Genomic DNA, 19,630 nt, shown 5'->3' with positions numbered 1-19,630 from the left:
CCCTCGCATCGATCGTCAGGGAGATTGCCATGTCCATCTTCAATGCTTACCAGGCCCGCTTCGAGGCATCGCGCGAAGAGGAAATGTCGCTGCAGGAGTACCTCGAACTCTGCCGCAGCGACCGCATGGCCTATGCCTCGGCCGCGGAACGCATGCTGGCCGCGATCGGCGAGCCCGAACTGGTCGACACCCGCCTCGACCCGCGCCGCTCGCGCATCTTCTCCAACAAGCTCATCCGCCTCTATCCGGCCTTCCGCGACTTCTACGGCATGGAAGAGGCGATCGAGCAGATCGTGTCCTACTTCCGCCACGCCGCGCAGGGGCTGGAGGAGAAGAAGCAGATCCTCTACCTGCTCGGCCCGGTCGGCGGCGGCAAATCCTCGCTGGCGGAAAAGCTGAAGTCGCTGATCGAGAGGATCCCCTTCTACGCGGTCAAGGGCTCGCCGGTGCACGAGTCGCCGCTCGGCCTGTTCGATGCCCAGGAAGACGGCCGCATCCTCGAGGACGACTTCCACATTCCGCGCCGCTACCTCGACACCATCATGAGCCCGTGGGCGGTCAAGCGCCTGCACGAGTTCGGCGGCGACATCACCCGGTTCCGCGTCGTCAAGCTGATGCCGTCGGTGCTGCGCCAGACCGCGGTCGCCAAGACCGAGCCGGGCGACGAGAACAACCAGGACATCTCCTCGCTGGTCGGCAAGGTCGATATCCGCAAGCTCGAGCAATACTCGCAGGACGACCCCGACGCCTACAGCTACTCCGGCGGCCTGTGCCTGGCCAACCGCGGCCTGCTCGAATTCGTCGAGATGTTCAAGGCGCCGATCAAGGTCCTGCACCCGCTGCTCACCGCGACCCAGGAAAGCAACTACAAGGGCACGGAAGGTTTCGGCGCGATCCCGTTCGACGGCATCGTGATGGCGCACTCGAACGAGTCCGAATGGGTCGCGTTCAAGAACAACCGCAACAACGAGGCCTTCCTCGACCGCATCTACACGGTCAAGGTGCCCTACTGCCTGCGGGTGTCGGACGAAATCCGCATCTACGAGAAGCTGCTGGCCCACAGCTCGCTGTCCGAAGCGCCCTGCGCCCCCGACACGCTGAAGATGATGGCCCAGTTCTCGGTACTGTCGCGGCTGAAGGAACCGGAAAACTCCAGCATCTTTTCCAAGATGCGCGTCTACGACGGCGAGAACCTCAAGGACACCGACCCCAAGGCCAAGAGCTACCCGGAATACCGCGACTATGCCGGCGTCGACGAAGGCATGACCGGGCTATCCACCCGCTTCGCCTTCAAGGCCCTGTCCAAGGTGTTCAACTTCGACCACCGCGAAGTCGCCGCCAACCCGGTGCACCTGATGTACGTGCTCGAACAGCAGATCGAGGCCGAGCAGTTCCCGCCCGAGACCGAGGCGCGCTACATGGGCTACATCAAGGAGTACCTGGCGCCGCGCTACGCCGAGTTCATCGGCAAGGAAATCCAGACCGCGTATCTCGAAAGCTATTCCGAGTACGGCCAGAACATCTTCGACCGCTACGTGACCTATGCCGACTTCTGGATCCAGGACCAGGAGTTCCGCGACCCGAACACCGGCGAGATCCTCGACCGTGGCGCGCTCAACGACGAACTGGAGAAGATCGAGAAGCCGGCCGGCATCAGCAACCCGAAGGACTTCCGCAACGAAGTGGTGAACTTCGTGCTGCGCGCCCGCGCCAAGAACGACGGCCGCAACCCGAGCTGGACCTCCTACGAGAAGCTGCGCGCGGTGATCGAGAAGAAGATGTTCTCCAACACCGAGGACCTGCTGCCGGTGATCAGCTTCAACACCAAGGCCAGTGCCGACGAGCAGAAGAAGCACCAGGACTTCGTCGACCGCATGATCGAGAAGGGCTACACCGAGAAGCAGGTGCGCCTGCTGTGCGAATGGTATCTGCGCGTACGCAAGTCTTCGTGAATCCGTGCGGATGAGGTGCGCGCCCGTCATGGCGCGCACCCTTGCCGGCTTCGGCCCGAGGAGGAGGCATGGTCCGCATCATCGATCGACGCTTCGACAGCAAGAACAAGAGCACGGTTAACCGCCAGCGCTTCATGCGTCGCTTCAAGCAGCAGATCCGCAAGGCGGTGTCCGGCGCAATCGAGGGCCGTTCGATCCGCGACCTGGAGAACGGCGAGGAAGTCGCCATCCCCGCGCGCGACCTGTCCGAGCCTTCGCTGCATCACGGCCGGGGCGGCATCTGGGAACAGGTCTTCTCCGGCAACGACCAGTTCAGCGCCGGCGATCTCATCAACCGCCCGCTCGGCGGCGGCGCGGGCGGCTCCGGCCAGGGCAAGGCGAGCAACGAAGGCGAGCACGAGGACGATTTCGTCTTCCAGCTCTCGCGCGAGGAATTCCTCGACCTGTTCTTCGAGGATCTCGAACTGCCGCGCCTGGTCCGCACCCAACTGGCCAAGGTCACCGAATACAAGACCCAGCGCGCCGGCTTCACCGCCGACGGCGTGCCGGCGAACATCAACATCATCCGCTCGATGCGCAGCGCGCTCGGCCGCCGGCTCGCGCTCGGCTCGCCCTACGCCGGCAAGCTGCGTGAACTCCAGCAGCAGCTCGACGAACTCCTGGCCCGCTGCAGCGGCGAAGAAGCCTGCGGGGACAGCGAGGAAGCCCGCGCGCTGCGCGAGGAAATCGCCAGGCTGCGCGAGAAGATCGAGCAGATCCCCTTCATCGAGCGCTTCGACCTGCGCTACAACAACCGCATCCGCGTGCCCTGCCCCACCACGCGAGCGGTGATGTTCTGCCTGATGGACGTCTCCGGCTCGATGAGCGAGGAGCGCAAGTCCACCGCCAAGCGCTTCTTCATGCTGCTCTACCTGTTCCTGACGCGCAGCTACGAACACATCGAAGTCGTCTTCATCCGCCATCACACCGTGGCCAAGGAAGTCGACGAGGACGAATTCTTCCACTCGCGCGAATCCGGCGGCACCGTGGTATCCAGCGCACTGCTGCTGATGCGCGACATCCTGCGCCAGCGCTACGCCAACGGCCAGTGGAACATCTACGGCGCGCAGGCCTCGGACGGCGACAACTGGGACAACGACTCGCCGCTGTGCAGTCAACTGCTCACCCGCGACATCCTGCCCAGCTGCCAGTACTTCGCCTACATCGAGATCACCGCCGGCGAGCCGCAGAACCTGTGGCGCGAATACGCCCGCATCGCCGACGAACAGCCCCACTTCGCGATGCAGCGCATCGAGTCTCCGGCCGACATCTACCCGGTGTTCCGCGAACTGTTCAAGAAGACGATCCTATGACGGCCACGACCACCCGCAAGCTCGACCCCCTGCCGCGCGGCTCGGAATGGTCGATCGAAAGCATCGACCGCTACCACACCGAAATCGCCCGCGTCGCCGGCCACTACCGGCTCGACACCTATCCGGTGCAGATCGAGATCATCACCGCCGAGCAGATGATGGACGCCTACGCCTCGGTCGGCATGCCGGTGAACTACCACCACTGGTCCTTCGGCAAGCACTTCCTCGCCACCGAGAAGGGCTACCGCCGCGGCCAGATGGGGCTGGCCTACGAAATCGTCATCAACTCCAACCCCTGCATCGCCTACCTGATGGAGGAAAACACCCTGACGATGCAGGGCCTGGTGATCGCCCATGCCGCCTACGGCCACAACAGCTTCTTCAAGGGCAACTACCTGTTCCGCACCTGGACCAACGCCGACGCCATCATCGACTACCTGATCTTCGCGCGGAACTACATCGGCGAGTGCGAGGAGCGCCACGGCGAGGAGGAGGTCGAAACCCTGCTCGACGCCTGCCACGCGCTGATGAACCTCGGCGTGGACCGCTACAAGCGCCCGCCCAAGCTCTCGCTCGCCAAGGAAAAGCTTCGCCAGCAGGACCGCGAGAACTACCTGCAGAGCCAGGTCAATGAACTCTGGCGCACGCTGCCGGCGCACGACATCCATGCCCGCGCCGAATCGCCGGGCCGCTTCCCGCCCGAGCCCGAGGAGAACCTGCTCTACTTCGTCGAGAAAAACGCCCCGCTGCTCGAACCCTGGCAGCGCGAGATCGTGCGCATCGTGCGCAAGATCGCGCAGTACTTCTTCCCCCAGCGCCAGACCCAGGTCATGAACGAAGGCTGGGCCACCTTCTGGCACTACACCCTGCTCAACCACCTGTACGACGAAGGCCTGCTCGCCGACAGCTTCATGCTCGAGTTCCTGCAGTCGCACACCAACGTGGTGTACCAGCCGCCCTACAACGCCACCTGGTACAACGGCATCAACCCCTACGCGCTCGGTTTCGCGATGTGGCAGGACATCCGCCGCATCTGCGAGCACCCGGACGACGAGGACCGCCGCTGGTTCCCGGAGATCGCCGGCAGCGACTGGCTCGAGACCTTCGACTTCGCGATGCGCAACTTCAAGGACGAGAGCTTCATCGCCCAATACCTATCGCCCAAGGTCATGCGCAACTTCCGCATGTTCGCGGTACTCGACGACGACCGCCAGAACAAGCTGAAGGTCTCGGCCATCCATGACGACGAAGGCTTCCGCCACGTGCGCGACGTCCTCTCCGACCACTACAACCTCGGCGCACGGGAACCCAACGTCCAGGTCTGGAACGTCGATCTGCGCGGCGACCGCTCGCTGACGCTGCGCCACCAGCAACACAGCCGCCGCCCGCTGGGCGATTCCACCAGCGAAGTCATGAAGCACCTGGCCCGCCTGTGGGGTTTCACCGTGCGCCTGGAGACGGTCGGGGCAGAGGGCCAGATCGAACTGCACACCGAGATACGCAGCGACAAGCGCCGCATCGGCGACGCCGGCTGAAACTCGCCCGCTTGCGACTTTTCGCCGTCGGGCTTGTTTATCTCGGCCTCATTGACAATAATGATTCTCATTACTTGAAAATGACCGCGCAACGGCCACATGCCACCTTACCTCGACCGCAAACAGCGCTGGCTCTGGGCTGCGATCCGTATCCGCTGCGCCCTGCAGCCGGACGAGCCGCGCCTGATCCCGCACTACCTCGCCGAAGCCGACGCCCTGGTACGCCGCATGCGGCTGTCGCCCTGGGAAGCCGCATGGCGCGCAGCCGAGCTGCTGGCCGGTACCGCCGCGGACCGCGCCCTGCCCGGCCACTGGCGCCACCTGTGCCTGGATCATCTGCATCAGCCGCTGGCTCGACTGGCCTGCTGCGCCTTCACTCCTCAGCGGCAGGCGCGGCTGGCCGCGCTGCGCTGGCGCGTCGCCAACCTGGACCTGTCCTCATCCATGCAGCTCGACGGCCCGGACTCGCCTTTTGCCTGAAAAGCCTTTCTCCAGCTCATCCGCTCGAGGCGGCGCCGGCGCGCGCCCGCCTTCCACCTCACCAACAGGAGCCTCCTCCATGAGCACACGCCAGGAATACGACACTTTCGGCCCGATCGACGTCCCCGCCGACCACCTGTGGGGCGCACAGACCCAGCGCTCGCTGATCAACTTCGCCATCTCCACCGAGCGCCAGCCCACCGAACTCATCCACGCCCTCGCCCTGGTCAAGCGCGCCGCCGCGCGGGTCAACCACGGCCTGGGCCTGCTGCCCGCGGAAAAGGCCGACGCCATCATCGCCGCCGCCGACGAAGTGCTCGCCGGCATGCACCCGGACGAATTCCCGCTCGCCGTCTGGCAGACCGGCTCGGGCACGCAGACCAACATGAACGTCAACGAAGTGCTCGCCAACCGCGCCAGCGAACTGATGGGCGGCGAACGCGGCGAAGCGCGTCTCGTCCACCCCAACGACGACGTCAACCGCAGCCAGTCGAGCAACGACGTCTTCCCCACCGCGATGCACGTCGCCGCCACGCTGGCGATCGTCCAGAAACTGCTGCCGGCGCTGGCCCGGCTGCGCGCCACGCTGGAAGACAAGTCCCGCGCCTTCGCCGACATCGTCAAGATCGGCCGTACCCACTTGCAGGACGCCACGCCGCTCACCTTGGGGCAGGAAATCTCCGGCTGGGCCGCGCAACTCGCCCACGGCGAGCGACACCTGCGTGCCGCCTTGCCTCACCTGAGCGAACTGGCGCTGGGCGGCACCGCGGTCGGCACCGGGCTGAACGCGCCCAAGGGCTACGCCGAAGCCGTCGCCGCCGAGATCGCCCGCCTCGGCGGCCAGGAATTCGTCACCGCGCCCAGCAAGTTCGAGGCGCTGGCCAGTTGCGACGCGCTGGTGCACGCCCATGGCGCGCTGAAGACCCTGGCCGCCAGCCTGATGAAGATCGCCAACGACGTACGCTGGCTCGCCAGCGGCCCGCGCAGCGGCCTGGGCGAAATCTCGATCCCGGAGAACGAACCCGGCTCCTCGATCATGCCGGGCAAAGTCAATCCGACCCAGAGCGAAGCGATGACCATGCTCGCCGCCCAGGTCATGGGCAACGACGTCGCCATCAACATCGGCGGTGCCTCGGGCAACTTCGAGCTCAACGTCTTCCGCCCGATGGTCATCCACAACTTCCTGCAGAGCGTGCGCCTGCTCGCCGACGGCATGAACAGCTTCAACGACCACTGCGCCGCCGGCATCGAGCCGAACCGCGCCCGCATCACCGAACTGGTCGAGCGCTCGCTGATGCTGGTCACCGCGCTGAATCCGCACATCGGCTACGACAAGGCTGCGCAGATCGCCAAGAAGGCGCACAAGGAAGGCAGCAGCCTGCGCGAGGCCGCACTGGCCCTGGGCCATGTCTCGGCGGAAGACTTCGACCGCTGGATCGACCCGGCGAAGATGGTCGGCTGAGCGCGGACACCCGCACGGCCGGCCGCAAATGCGCGCCGGCCGCCACGACAATACAACACAAGGCGTGCCGAGCGCCGTCCATCCACCCGAAGGATCCGATGTAATCGCTACCACCATGCCTCATCCACGTCACGACCATCCCTGGATCGCGTTTCACGCCTGTTTCCGCCCGGCCTGAGCCAGCGCCGTGCGGCAGTGGCAGGCCGGTCGATGTATCGACCGGCCTCGATGGACGCATTCATGGAGACGCAGATGAAGGCAAAGCACGGTTTTCCGCGTACCCGGCAGCAGGCCTGCACCCTCGGCCTGCTGGCCGCGGCATTCGTTCCCCACGCCCTGGCGCAAGACGAGAGCACCCCCACGACGGCGGCCGAGCTGCCGGAAGTACGGGTGACGGCGACCCGCATCGACTCGGACATCGACAGCATCGCCGGTACCGTGACGGTGATCGACAGCGAACGCATCCAGCGCAACCAGGCCCACGATCTCGAAAGCCTGTTCCGCTACGAACCCGGCGTGTCGGTGCGCGTGGCGCCCTATCGCCCCGGCGCCGCCCTCGGCACCACCGGCCGCGCCGGCAACGAAGGCATCAACATCCGCGGCATGGAAGGCAACCGTGTGCTGCTGCAGACCGACGGCGTGCGCCTGCCGGCCAGCTTCACCCACGGCGCCCAGTTCTCCGGGCGCGGCGACTACCTGGACGTGGAAGGCTACAGGACGGTGGACGTGATGCGCGGCCCCGCCTCCACGCTGTACGGCAGCGACGGGCTGGGCGGCGCGGTGTCCTTCCGCACCAAGGACGTGGACGACCTGCTCACGCTGGGCAACTCGCAGGAGTTCGGCCTGAAGGCCGGCTATGCCTCGGTCAACGACGGCTGGCTGCTGTCGCCCTCGTTCGCCGCGCGCGGCGAACGATTCGAAGGCATGGTGCTGGGCGCTTTCCGCAGCTACGGCGAACCCGAGAACATGGGCGGCAATTCCGCCCGGGACGCCAGCCGCGACAAACCCAACCCGCAGGACAACGATTCGTCCTATCTGCTCGCCAAGCTGGGCTGGCAGGCCGACGCCCACCACCGTTTCGGCCTCACTTACGAACGCCTGCGCCGCGACATCGACGGCGACGTGTATAGCGGGCGCACCGCCACGGTATCGGATCTCGGCACCCGCGACCGTGTCGAACGGGATCTGCTGCGCCTGAACTGGCGCTTCGACGACGCCAGCCACCACTGGGTGCAGAACGCGCGCGTCAGCGTGCACTACCAGGACAGCAGCAACCGCCAGTTCTCCGACGAGCGCCGCCCCACACTGGGCGACCGCACGCGCGACGCCTGGTACGAAGAGCGCCTGCTCGGCCTCAGCGCCCAGTTCGAAAGCCGGATCGGCGACCGCCACCGGCTGAGCTACGGCATCGACATCGACCAGATGGAGATCACCAACCTGCGCAACGGCACACCGGCCGCCGGCACCTTCCCCGAGAAAGCCTTTCCGGACACCGACTACCGCATCATCGGCGCCTTCGTCCAGGACGAGATCACTGCCGGCAGCCTGCTGATCATTCCCGGCCTGCGCGTGGACCACTTCGTGCTCGACCCGAAGCGCAACGATCCGCTGTACAAGGGCCTCAGCCCGGAGAAGCTGTCTGACACCGAGCTGTCGCCCAAGCTCGGGCTGATCTGGCAGGCCCATCCGGCGCTGATGCCCTATGCGCAGTATGCGCACGGCTTCCGCGCGCCCACGCCGTACGACGTGAACAACGGCTTCGTCAATCTCAGCAGCCCCTTCTTCGCCTATCAGACCATCAGCAATCCCGACCTGAAGCCGGAAACCAGCCGCTCGGTGGAAATCGGCCTGCGCGGCCGCGTCCAGGGCCTGGCCTACGCCCTCAGCCTGTACCGCAACACCTACCGCGACTTCATCGAGAACGCCACCGTCGGCGGCACGGGCATACCCTCGGACCCGCTCATCTACCAGTACGTCAACCGTTCGCGGGCCCGCATCCACGGCTTCGAACTGAGCACCGAGTGGGTGATCGACAGGCACTGGACGCTCGCTGCGAGCTATGCCCGCAGCCAGGGCAAGAGCCGGCAGGACGACGACTGGGTGGCGCTCGAAACCATCGACCCGGCCAGGGCGGTGATCGGCCTGCAATACGCCGAACCCGGCCGCTACGCCCTCGAAGCCGTGCTGACCGCCGTCGAACGCAAGAAGCGCGCGCACGACGACACCGCCTACCGCCCCTCGGGCTTCGCCGTGCTCGATCTCACCGGCCACTACCAGTTGAACCGCCATGCACGCATCGACGTCGGCCTGTTCAACGTCTTCGATCGCAAGTATTTCCACTGGGCCGACACCCGCTCGCTGAGCTCGACGAGCAGCGTCATCGACGCCTACAGCCAGCCCGGACGCAACTTCGCCGCCAGCTTCAGCTATCGCTTCTGACCCACGGCCCCTGCTTCGGCGGGGGTAAAGCGTAGCCGCTCTGCGGCACGCGGACGATGTGCGTCCCTGGTATGAATTCGTTTCAATAATGATTCTTGTTTATAATTCTAGGCATCGCCCCTCCTTCAGCCCAACCGATGAAACCCACCGCTGCCGAGTTCGACCTGCCGTTCGAGCAGCTCTATGCCGAACACAATGGCTGGCTCAAAGCCTGGCTGAAGCGGCGGCTGTCGTGCAGGGATCAGGCCTGCGATCTGGCGCAGGACGTTTTCATCCGTGTTCTCGCCCAGCGCAGGGCCGAGGAACTGCGTCAACCGCGGGCCTACCTGAGCAGCATCGCACGCAGCCTGCTGGTCGACCTCTTTCGCCGCCGCAGCATCGAGCAGGCCTGCCTCGATGCCCTGGCACCGAGCGCAGCGGCCGCGTTCGAACCCTCTCCCGAGGAAAGGCAGCAGATCGTCGAAGCCTTGCTCGAAATCGACCGCCTGCTCGACCAGCTCGGCGAGCGCTCGCGCGAGATATTCCTGCGCGTGCAGCTCGACGGCCTCAGCATGGCCGAAGTCGGCCGGCAGATGGGCCTCTCGGCCAATACCGTGCGCAAGCACTTCATCCGTGCCATGGCCCAGTGCCTGGCCCTGATGGATGACTGAGGCGCTCAAGCGGCGGCCCGACGCGGCGACGCTGGAACGCGCCGCCGCCTGGTACCTCGACCTGCGCGATGCCGCGCCGGATGCGCCGCAACACCAGGAGCACGCCCGCTGGCTGGCGCTCGATCCCACGCACCGGCAGGCCTGGGAACGTGTCCAGCGTCTGCGGCAGGTCTTCGAGCAACTACCCGAACCGATCGGCCACGACACCTTCCGCGCCGCGCACGGCGCGCGCCGGCAGATGCTGAAGACCCTCATCGTGCTGCTGACGACCGGCGGCGCCGGCACGCTGGCCTGGCGAGAGCGGGAAACGGTCCGGGCGCTAGCGGCGACACACCGCACCGGCACCGGCGAACGCGGCGAAATCATCCTGGCCGACGGCGCGCAGCTGCAACTCAACACCGCGACCGCACTGGACGTGCGCTACGATGCCAGCCAGCGTGAAATCCGTCTGTATGAAGGCCAAATCCTCGTCACCACCGCACCCGATCCACAGCAGCGCCCCTTCATCGTCCGCACCCGGCACGGCAGCATCCGCGCGCTCGGCACCCGCTTCACAGTGCGCGACGCTGTTACGGACAGCCTCGTCCAGGTCCTGGAGCACGCCGTGGAAATCCGCCCGGCCGGCGGCACCGCCCCGCTGCTGCTGCAAGCCGGCCAGCAAGCCCGTTTCACCGCCGCGGCAGCCCATATCCCGGCGCCGCTCGAAGCCAATGCAGACGCCTGGGGCAAGGGCCTGCTGGTCGTCGACGGCTGGCCGCTCGGCCGCGTCATCGACGAACTGGCACGCCACCACAAGGGCCATCTCGGCTGCGATCCGGCCGTCGCCCATCTCACCCTGTCGGGCGCCTTCCACCTCGACGACATTCCCGACGTACTCGAGAACCTGTCGGCCACGCTGCCCATCCGGGTCATCTACCGCACCCGTTACTGGGTACGCGTCACTGCCGCGTGAAGGCACGGAGAAAATTTTCCGCAGGTGTTGTTGATTCGCGTTTCTCGAACGACTTGAAGGCATGAGCGCCCGATATGCGCCATGCCACCCAAGCTTCGAGGAACCCACGTAATGATCAAAAAACATCCACCCAAACTTCTGCGCCCGTTGGCGCTCGTCCTGCGCTTCGCCTTTGTCGCCTCCACGGGCGCCACGCTGGCCCTGCCTGTGACTGCGCAGGCGCAGGAAGCCATTTTCGACTTCAGCATCCCCGCCGGCCCGCTGCAAGGCGCACTGGCAGCATTTTCCGCACAGACGCGGATCAATGTGTCCTTCACCCCGGAGATTGCCGGCGGCAAGCGGAGCCCCGGAGCGCAAGGACGACTGGGCGTGGATCAGGCACTGAGTCGCCTGCTGGCTGGCAGCGGCTTGATTGCGGTGAGGAGGGGGAATGGTTTTACGCTGGAACGGGCGCCAGCAGCAGGCGATGTGACGCTGGCGCCCGTCACTGTCACGGGGCGCAGCGTATCTGACGCTACAACAGAGAGTACAGGCAGCTATACGACCAGAAGCATGAGTTCTGCCACTGGCCTTGGCCTTACGCTACGCGACACGCCGCAATCGGTCACTGTGATCACGCGGCAGCAAATGGATGATCAAGGGTTGATCACACTGGCCGAAGCCTTGGAACGTACGGTCGGTATCACCATGAACCGGTACGAAAGCAACCGTACCCTGCCCAGTGCACGCGGCTTCGACATCACCAAGATTCGCCACGACGGGGTATCTTCGTCCGACAGCGGCTTCGGATTCGACACCGATTGGTTTTCCGATAATGCCATCTATGATCGGGTAGAAATCGTGCGCGGAGCCGCAGGCCTATTGAGCGGCACCGGCGAACCTTCCGCTGCCATCAATCTGGTGCGCAAAAAACCGACCAGGGAATTCCAGGGGTACGCGCAACTGGGTGCCGGTAGCTGGGATGCCTATAGAGGCGAGATCGATCTGTCGGGCCCGTTGGCGGCAGAAGGAAAAATCCGCGGACGGCTGGTCGCTACCCATGCCGACCGGAAATCCTACCTCGACTATTACGACAAGCGTAGCACCGGGATATACGGTGTCCTGGAAGCCGATTTGCCCACCGACATGTTGTTCACCGTGGGCATTGATTACCATGATAGTCTCACTAAAGGTGCCACCTACGGCGCGCCGGTGCCGATGTACTACATCGACGGGAGCAAGGCGAATTTTTCGCGCTCGACCACGACCGCCGCAGACTGGACTTACATCGACTCCGAGCGCCTGGCCGGTTTCGCCAGCCTGGAAAAGCAGTTTGCCAACGGTTGGCACGCCAAGTTGCAATACAGCTACCGGAAAACCGAAACGACTCCCAAGCTGCGTACACTCGAAGGGGCTTTCGATCGTGAAACCGGCGCAGGCAGTTTCTGGCTGAGCGGCGCGTATTACGACATCGACAAGCAGGAAGATACCTTCGATCTTTCCGCTTCCGGCCCCTTCACCCTGCTTGGGCGGAAACATGAACTGATGCTGGGCTACTCCCACTACCAATACGACGAAAGCCGGCTCTTCTACAGGCGCTTGCCAGTTCCCCCACTAGACAGCTACTACAATCAGCGTTCATTCCCCTATCCGCAATTCGGCTCGGTCCACCGCACAGACAATCCCATCTACATCGACCATAGGGAAAAAGCCGCCTACGTTGCCAGCCGTCTGAGTCTGGCCGATCCGCTGAAACTGATACTCGGTGCGCGTCTGACCGATGTCGATTACTCATTGACGGACTGGGGCGTCACCTCAAGCGCAAGCTATCACCGCGAAGTGACGCCCTATGCCGGAGTGATTTATGACTTTTCCGAAAACTACTCGGCCTACGCCAGTTACGCCGACATCTTCAAAACCCAAACGGCTCGCGACCGCAACGGTGCACTGCTTGCCCCCATCATCGGCACGAACTACGAAGGAGGAGTGAAAGGAGAATTTCATGGCGGTAGACTCAATTTCTCGGCAGCGGTCTTCAAGGTCAAGCAGGACAATCTGGCCGAGTTCGACACCATCATAGACGGCGAATACCGCTACAGAGCCATCGATGGCACCACGACGCGCGGTTATGAACTGGAGATCTCGGGCGAGCCACTACTCGGCTGGAATGTTGCCGGCGGTTTCACCCGACGCATCTCCAAGGATGGAAACGGCAATGGCATCCAGACCATTCAGCCGCAAAAGCTGCTGCGCCTGAGCAGTTCGTATCGTCTCTACGGAGAGTGGAACCGATGGCTCCTTGGTGGCCATCTCACTTGGCAAAGCCAAATCTACGAGAAAGGGCAGCGTCCTGGTGGTGGTGATGCGAAGCAGCCGGCCTATACGCTGGTTCACGCGTTTGCCAGCTACCAAGCCGGCAAGGATTTGAGCCTGCAACTGAACATCAACAATCTATTCGACAAGAAGCATTACACGGGCATTTACTTGAACTACGGTAACTACGGTGATCCGCGTAATTTCACCCTGACAGCCAAGTACCAGTTCTAAACGATTCAGTAGGAGCAGGATAGGTAGAGCCGTAGATGAAACCCATCATTCGACCCATGGAGACTATGATTGATGGGTTCCGCTACGCTATCCATCCACGACCCTTCCCAAGCGTCGTAGGTGAATTCACAAAGCGCCGTGCCCTGCCTGACACTGGTTGCCACGGTCGCTCATGAAATCGTCGGTGGCTAGAACATTATCATCGAGGAAGAGGCTGCCCAGCAGCATGGAAGCAGCGAGTTCGCTGAAACGCTCATATAATGATAAAAGTTATCATTAACATATGGCCTGGCGCCCACTCCTGTGTCTTCCCCAAGCCCCTCCGTTGCCGAAGCCCTCACCCACTACCGTGAACTGCGCCGCTTCCTGACCCGCAAGCTCGGCAACGGCACCGACGCCGACGACATTGCCCAGAGCAGCTTCGAACAGCTCCTGCTCAGCGTGCAGCGCAAGCTCGACGTCGCCATCGAGTCGCCGCGCGCCCTGCTTTTCCGCATCGCCCACAACCTCTGCATCGACCACCATCGCCGCCAGCAGACTGCCAGCAACTGGGTTGCGCGACATGGTGCCCCGCAAGCGCGCCAAGCCGCGCCCGCATCCGACTACGTGGTCGCCCAGCGCCAGATCATCGAACGGGTCGTTGCTCAACTGATGAGCCTGCCTCGGGTTCGGCGCGAGGTGTTCATCCTGTTCCGCGCCTATGGCATGAGCCGGGCCGAAATCGCCGCCCAGCTCGGCATCCAGGAAAGCACCGTGGCCAAGCACGTGGTTCGCGCCGCACTCGACTGCAGCCGTGTCTTCGCCGAACTGCAGGCAGAACTGCCGGAGCACGTCGAACCGGCCGGCGGCTATGTGGACTTCGATCAGCAGCCATCGGGGTGGGACGCCTGATGCATGCCCGTGCGGACGAACGCCTGGTCGAGAAAGCGCTGCGCCTGATCGCCAAGGCCGCAGTGGAGCGGCCCGAAGTGGCAGCCCGCGCCGAAGCCGAGCTTGCACGCTGGCGGGTCCGCTCTCCGGCCAATGCCGCAGCGGCAAGCGAAGCCTGGCAACGCTGGCAGATGCTCGGCGACCTGGCGCCCGAGCTGCGGGAACGCTTCGCCCCGGCGACCTCGGGAAATCCCTCGCCACGCCGGCGCCAGATGCTCGCCCTGTTGCTGACGGGAAGCGGCGCCGGCCTTCTCGGCGGCGGCGCCTGGCTGTACCGGCAGCAGACCGTGCAATTCGCCCGGCAATACCGCAACGACGGTTTCGACACCTTGCTTGCCGAACTGCCCGATGGCCCGGACGGCACCCTCGGCAGCCGGCTCCAGCTTGCGCCCGGCACCGTGCTCCACACCAGCTTCAGCCATGCTGCGCGCCATGTCGAGCTGGCCGGAGGCGAAGCGTATTTCGCCGTTGCCCGCGACACTGGCCGTCCTTTCCGCATCGACACCTCTGCAGGCCGTATCGAAGTGCTCGGCACCGCCTTCAACGTCGCTGCCCGAGGTGGAGTGCTGGAGATCGCCGTCGAGCACGGCCACGTCCGCTTCACGCCGCGCGCTGAAGGCCTTGCCCGTCTGCCCATGTTCGGCCCGCCGGCCATCGACTTGCGCGGCGGCGAGGCACTGAAGGTGAGCAATGGCCGCCCCGAAGCCATCCGCCCGATCCGGCCCGAGCAGGTCGCTGCCTGGCGCGACGGCTGGCTGCTTTTCGACGACGTGCCGCTGGCCGACGCCTTGCCCGCCATCAACGCCTACCGCCGGCAGCCCATCGTCCTCGCCGACGCCCGTACCGCCGCGCTACGACTGACCGGCCGCTTCCGCGCCCAGGATCAGCGCAGCCTCGTCCAGGCGCTGCCTGCCATCCTGCCGCTGCGTGCGGAAGTGCTCGACGATGGCAGCATCCGTCTGGCGGCACGCTGACCCCGAAACGCAGCGGCGAACCGAAAATCGCTCCGCCCCTGTCTCCGTTTTTCTCTCCCGAACGTCTCCTGCCCTGAAGCGCGCTTCTTGGTCGAAGCACGCATGTCCACGAACAGGAGCCGACATGCCCCATCGCAAGCCGAGCAGCTTCCGCCTGCTGCCCATCACCGCTGCTCTGTGCGGCACTTTTGCCTTCGTCGCCGCACCGGCGCCGGCGCTGGCCCAGCACGCCGTGCAAGAGGCGGCACGAGGCTTCGACATCGAGCTGGCAACCCAACCGCTGGGCAGCGCGCTGAACGAACTCTCGCGCCAGACGGGTGTGCAGATCTTCGCCGACGGCGCATTGCTCAGCGGCCGCCAGGCGCCCGCAGTCTCCGGGCGGATGAGCGTCGAACAGACCCTGAGCCGCCTCCTCGCCGGCAGCGGCCTGAGTGCCCAGGCCAGTGGCAGAAACGGTTTCACCATCGCGCCGACCCCGGAAGCGCCCACGCGGGAAGCAGTGCTGCCGGCCGTCACCATCTCCGGCAAGGCCTTCGGCTCCACCACCGAAGGCACCGGCTCCTACACCACCTGGTCCACCAGCAGTTCCACGCGGTTGAACCTGACGCCTCAGGAAACCCCGCAGGCGGTTACCGTGCTGACCCGGCAGCGGCTGGAGGATCAGCGGCTGGACACGCTGGTCGACGTACTCAACGCCACGGCTGGCATCTTCGTCCAGCAAAGCTCGATCGGGCAGGATAGCCCCAACATCTACGCGCGCGGCTCCAGCCTGGGCAACTTCCAGATCGACGGCGTGCCGACCTCCACCGGCATGAGTCCCTTCCTCGCCAATACGGCCGCCTACGACCGCGTGGAAGTGGTGCGCGGCGCCACGGGGGTCATGAACGGCCTCGGCACGCCGGCGGCCACGGTCAACCTGATCCGCAAGCGGCCGACCGCCGACACTCAGCGCACGCTCACGCTGCAGGCCGGCAGCTGGGACCGCCATGGCGCCGGGGCCGACGTATCCGGCGCCATGAACGAAAGCGGCACGGCACGCCTGCGCCTGGTCGGCGACTACAAGCAACAGGGCGCCTGGGTGGATCGCTTCAAACAGGAGAGCCTCGCGCTCTACGGCATCGGCGAGTTCGACCTGAGCGAACACACGCTGCTCACCGTCGGCTTCAACCATCTGCGGCAGGATAGCGACTCCGCCATCATCAGCCGGCCGCTCTATTTCAGCAATGGCCAGCGCATCCCGCTGTCGCGCTCGGACAATACCAGCCAGAAGTGGCGCTACTACAAGCACGACATGGATGGCATCTTCACCTCGCTGGAACACCGCTTCGGTTCCGGATGGGTCGGCAAGGTGGAGTACAGCCATACGCGCTATGACTACGATGGCCTGGTCGCGAGCTTCCTCGGCACGGTCGACCCGGCAACCGGCGCAGGCGTGACGATTCGGCCGAACCGTTGGGAACACCAACTCGAGCAGGACAACCTCGATGCCTATGTATCAGGCGCGTTCCCGCTGTTCGGCCGCGACCATGAGCTGATTGCCGGCCTCACGCTGTCGAAGCTCAGGTCGCACGGCCCGGCCTACACCCTGGATGCGGGCTATCCCGTTGCGACCACCGTCCATCAGTGGGCCAATGCAGCGGCTCCGACGTTTGAAAAAACCGGCAGCTCCCGTGGAGAAGAGCGCAACTACGGTGCCTTCGTGAATGCCCGCTTCACGCTCACGGATGACACCAGCCTGCTGCTCGGGGGGCGCACCACCCGCTGGGCGCGGGATCATGACGAAACCAGCGTTCTGTGGGGGGACTTCTCCACCCGCGAGCGCAAGAACACCTTCGTCCCGTATGCCGGCATCGTGCACGCGCTGAACGACACCTGGTCGGTCTATGCCAGCTACACCAAGATCTTCCGCCCGCAGGATTCCTGGCTCAGCGAGTTCATCCCCACGGCGCTGAAACCCGAGGAAGGCGTCAGCTATGAAGCGGGCGTCAAGGCCGGCTTCCACGGCGGCCGCCTGACGGCCAGCCTTTCGGTGTTCCGCAACGAAGTAGACAACCTCGCCGTCTGGAACAATGACGCGTTCACATACGACCTGCTGGGCAACACCCGCGCCCGAGGCGTCGAACTGGAGCTCAACGGTGAACTGGCGCCGGGCTGGCAGCTTGCGGCGGGTTACACCCATGCGACCACCGAAGATGGCGACGGCCAACGCGTGCTCACCCATGTTCCCCGCCAGACTCTGAAGCTGTTCACCAGCTACCGCCTGCCCGGCGCATGGGAGAAACTCACGCTGGGCGGCGGCCTCCATTGGCAGAATGCCATTACCAGCGGGAGCGGTTTCAACTACCGGCAAGGCAGTCTCGCCCTGGTCAGCCTGATGGCGCGCTACCAGATCGACCGGAGTCTGTCCGTTTCTCTCAACCTGAACAATGCGCTGGACCGGCGTTATTTCAGCGGTATCGGCGAAAACGGTCTTTACGGCGCCCCGCGCAACTTCATGGCCTCGCTGAAGTACAGCTTCTGACCCGCCAGCCGGACCCGGCACACCGGCGCGGTGCCGAGCCGCTCCGGTGTTCAGCGCCTCGGCACGAGCTTCACAGACAACTGAAAGGAACCGTAGTGACATCTCATTGGATGTCGATAATGATCAACGGCAGGCATGGCATCATGCGTTCGACTCGACGCTCGTTCACGCTGCGCCGCAGCGCGCCTTACAATTCCGCCTTTACCTGACGGCGCGCCCATCATGTTCCTGTCCGCCCTACCCATCTATCCCGTCGCCGGCATCCGCGAAATCGAAGGCAAGCTCATCCCCAGCGCGCGGCCGCCGCTGATGGAGCGAGCCGGCCGCGCCGCCGCGGAAGACGCGGTCCGCCTGATCATGGACCGCCCCGGGCCGATCCTGATCGCCTGCGGGCCGGGCAACAACGGCGGTGACGGTTTCGTCATGGCCCGCCAGTTGGCCCAGGCCGGGCGCGAAGTGCAGGTCGCCTTCGCCGCCGACGCCCAGAATCTGCCCGCCGAAGCCGCCAAGGCCTACGCGGACTATCTCGCGGCGGGCGGCCAGATCATTTCCGACCTGCCGGCGGCGCCGGCGCAGGGCTGGGCGCTGGTGGTGGATGCCATCTTCGGCATCGGCCTCAAGCGCAGGATCGAAGGCCGCTACGCCGGCTGGATCCAGACCCTCAACGCCCAGCCGTCGCCGCGCATGGCGCTCGACGTGCCCAGCGGCCTCGACGCCGACACCGGCCAGCCGCACGGCACGACCTTCCGCGCCACCCACACGACCACCTTCATTTCGCTCAAGCCCGGCCTGCTGACCAACGACGGCCCCGACTACTGCGGCGACATCAGCGTGCAGCGGCTGGACATCGACGCGCCGGCCTGGCTGCCCGCCGCCGGCCATGCGATCACGCCCGCGCTGTTCCGCAGCCTGCTGGTGCGCCGACCGCGCAACAGCCACAAGGGCCTGTACGGCGATGCCGGCATCCTCGGCGGCAATGCGGGCATGGTCGGTGCGGCGCTGCTGGCCGGGCGTGCGGCGCAATGGCTGGGCACCGGCCGGGTCTATGCCGGCCTGCTCGACCCCAACGGCCCGGCGGTCGACTTCTCGCACCCCGAACTCATGCTGCGCCGCGCCGCGCAACTGCCCGAGCGCCTGAGCGCGCTGGCCGTGGGGCCGGGCCTGGGCACCGACGCCAACGCTGCCGCACAGTTGGCCACCGCCCTCGCCCGCGACGTTCCGCTGGTGCTGGACGCCGACGCACTGAACCTGATCGGCACCGACACCGCGCTGCAGAACCAGCTCGCCGCACGCAGGATGCCGACCGTGCTGACGCCGCATCCGGCCGAAGCCGGCCGCATGCTGGGCATCGGCACCGCGGCCGTCCAGTCCGACCGCCTGCAGGCTGCGCTCGACATCGCCCGCCGCTACAATGCGCTGACCGTGCTGAAAGGCTGCGGCTCGATCATCGCTGCACCCGACGGGCGCTGGTTCATCAACACCAGCGGCCACCCCGGCATGGCCAGCGCCGGCATGGGCGACGTGCTCACCGGCCTCGTCGCCGGCCTGCTCGCCCAGGGCTGGCCCGCCGAATCGGCACTGATCGCGGCCGTCCATCTGCATGGCGCCGCGGCGGATCGCCTGGCACGCGAAGGCACCGGTCCGATCGGCCTGAGCGCCAGCGAAACCATCGTCGCCGCCCGCGGCGTCTTCAACGGCTGGCTCATCGAAGCGCAGCAGGATACGAACCGCGACGGCCAGCGCGACTCCCGCCCGCTGATCACGCTGGGCAAGCATTGATCCCGGGGGCACCCCCCGGTCTGTCCGCAGCGGGCGCGATGCTAGAATCGCGCCTCCTGCAACCTGTCCGCTCACCCC

General features: G+C 65.4%; 13 protein-coding genes. All 13 read left to right on the top strand.

Features of this window, described 5'->3' with window-relative positions; translation table 11 throughout:
* Positions 1 to 29: 29 nt before the first annotated feature.
* The 13 genes from NX068_RS00760 (at position 30) to NX068_RS00700 (ending at position 19,552) form a co-directional block, all read left to right on the top strand.
* Positions 30 to 1,952 carry a PrkA family serine protein kinase gene (locus NX068_RS00760; protein ID WP_263459379.1) on the top strand — a complete coding sequence of 641 codons (1,923 nt, stop codon included), beginning with the start codon at positions 30 to 32 and terminating at the stop codon, positions 1,950 to 1,952.
* A 68-nt stretch (positions 1,953 to 2,020) separates the two neighbouring features.
* Entirely contained in the window at positions 2,021 to 3,304 is a 1,284-nt protein-coding gene (locus NX068_RS00755) for a YeaH/YhbH family protein (RefSeq protein ID WP_263459378.1), read from the top strand.
* Complete coding sequence (locus NX068_RS00750; RefSeq protein ID WP_263459377.1) at positions 3,301 to 4,839, top strand: SpoVR family protein; 1,539 nt, start codon at positions 3,301 to 3,303, stop codon at positions 4,837 to 4,839. Before NX068_RS00755 ends, NX068_RS00750 begins: the two co-directional genes overlap by 4 nt.
* A gap of 99 nt (positions 4,840 to 4,938) precedes the next feature.
* Positions 4,939 to 5,319: a hypothetical protein gene (locus NX068_RS00745; protein WP_263459376.1), complete on the top strand. Its 381-nt coding sequence runs from the start codon at positions 4,939 to 4,941 to the stop codon at positions 5,317 to 5,319.
* A gap of 79 nt (positions 5,320 to 5,398) precedes the next feature.
* Positions 5,399 to 6,781, top strand: coding sequence for a class II fumarate hydratase (gene fumC / locus NX068_RS00740; RefSeq protein ID WP_263459375.1), 1,383 nt, complete (start codon positions 5,399 to 5,401; stop codon positions 6,779 to 6,781).
* Between the two features lie 252 nt (positions 6,782 to 7,033).
* Complete coding sequence (locus NX068_RS00735; protein WP_263459374.1) at positions 7,034 to 9,220, top strand: TonB-dependent hemoglobin/transferrin/lactoferrin family receptor; 2,187 nt, start codon at positions 7,034 to 7,036, stop codon at positions 9,218 to 9,220.
* 137 nt (positions 9,221 to 9,357) lie between these two features.
* Entirely contained in the window at positions 9,358 to 9,870 is a 513-nt protein-coding gene (locus tag NX068_RS00730; RefSeq protein WP_263459373.1) for a sigma-70 family RNA polymerase sigma factor, read from the top strand.
* The gene (locus NX068_RS00725; RefSeq protein ID WP_263459372.1) at positions 9,863 to 10,822 is read left to right on the top strand and encodes a FecR domain-containing protein; all 960 of its coding nucleotides are present in this window, start codon (positions 9,863 to 9,865) and stop codon (positions 10,820 to 10,822) included. The genes NX068_RS00730 and NX068_RS00725 overlap by 8 nt, the downstream gene beginning before the upstream one ends.
* A 111-nt stretch (positions 10,823 to 10,933) precedes the next feature.
* Positions 10,934 to 13,348: a TonB-dependent siderophore receptor gene (locus tag NX068_RS00720; protein WP_263459371.1), complete on the top strand. Its 2,415-nt coding sequence runs from the start codon at positions 10,934 to 10,936 to the stop codon at positions 13,346 to 13,348.
* Positions 13,349 to 13,651: 303 nt separating this feature from the next.
* Positions 13,652 to 14,239, top strand: coding sequence for an RNA polymerase sigma factor (locus NX068_RS00715; RefSeq protein WP_263459370.1), 588 nt, complete (start codon positions 13,652 to 13,654; stop codon positions 14,237 to 14,239).
* Entirely contained in the window at positions 14,239 to 15,252 is a 1,014-nt protein-coding gene (locus NX068_RS00710) for a FecR family protein (protein WP_263459369.1), read from the top strand. The genes NX068_RS00715 and NX068_RS00710 overlap by 1 nt, the downstream gene beginning before the upstream one ends.
* 124 nt (positions 15,253 to 15,376) lie before the next feature.
* Entirely contained in the window at positions 15,377 to 17,773 is a 2,397-nt protein-coding gene (locus NX068_RS00705; protein ID WP_263459368.1) for a TonB-dependent siderophore receptor, read from the top strand.
* Positions 17,774 to 17,995: 222 nt separating this feature from the next.
* On the top strand, positions 17,996 to 19,552 hold the full coding sequence (locus NX068_RS00700) for an NAD(P)H-hydrate dehydratase (RefSeq protein WP_263459367.1): 1,557 nt from the start codon (positions 17,996 to 17,998) through the stop codon (positions 19,550 to 19,552).
* Positions 19,553 to 19,630 lie beyond the last annotated feature (78 nt).

The sequence above is a fragment of the Thauera carbonicopians genome, assembly GCF_025699485.1.
In the GTDB taxonomy this organism is placed as follows: domain Bacteria; phylum Pseudomonadota; class Gammaproteobacteria; order Burkholderiales; family Rhodocyclaceae; genus Thauera.
Note: the sequence above shows the minus strand (reverse complement) of the source record. Positions and strands in the feature narration are given on the sequence as shown.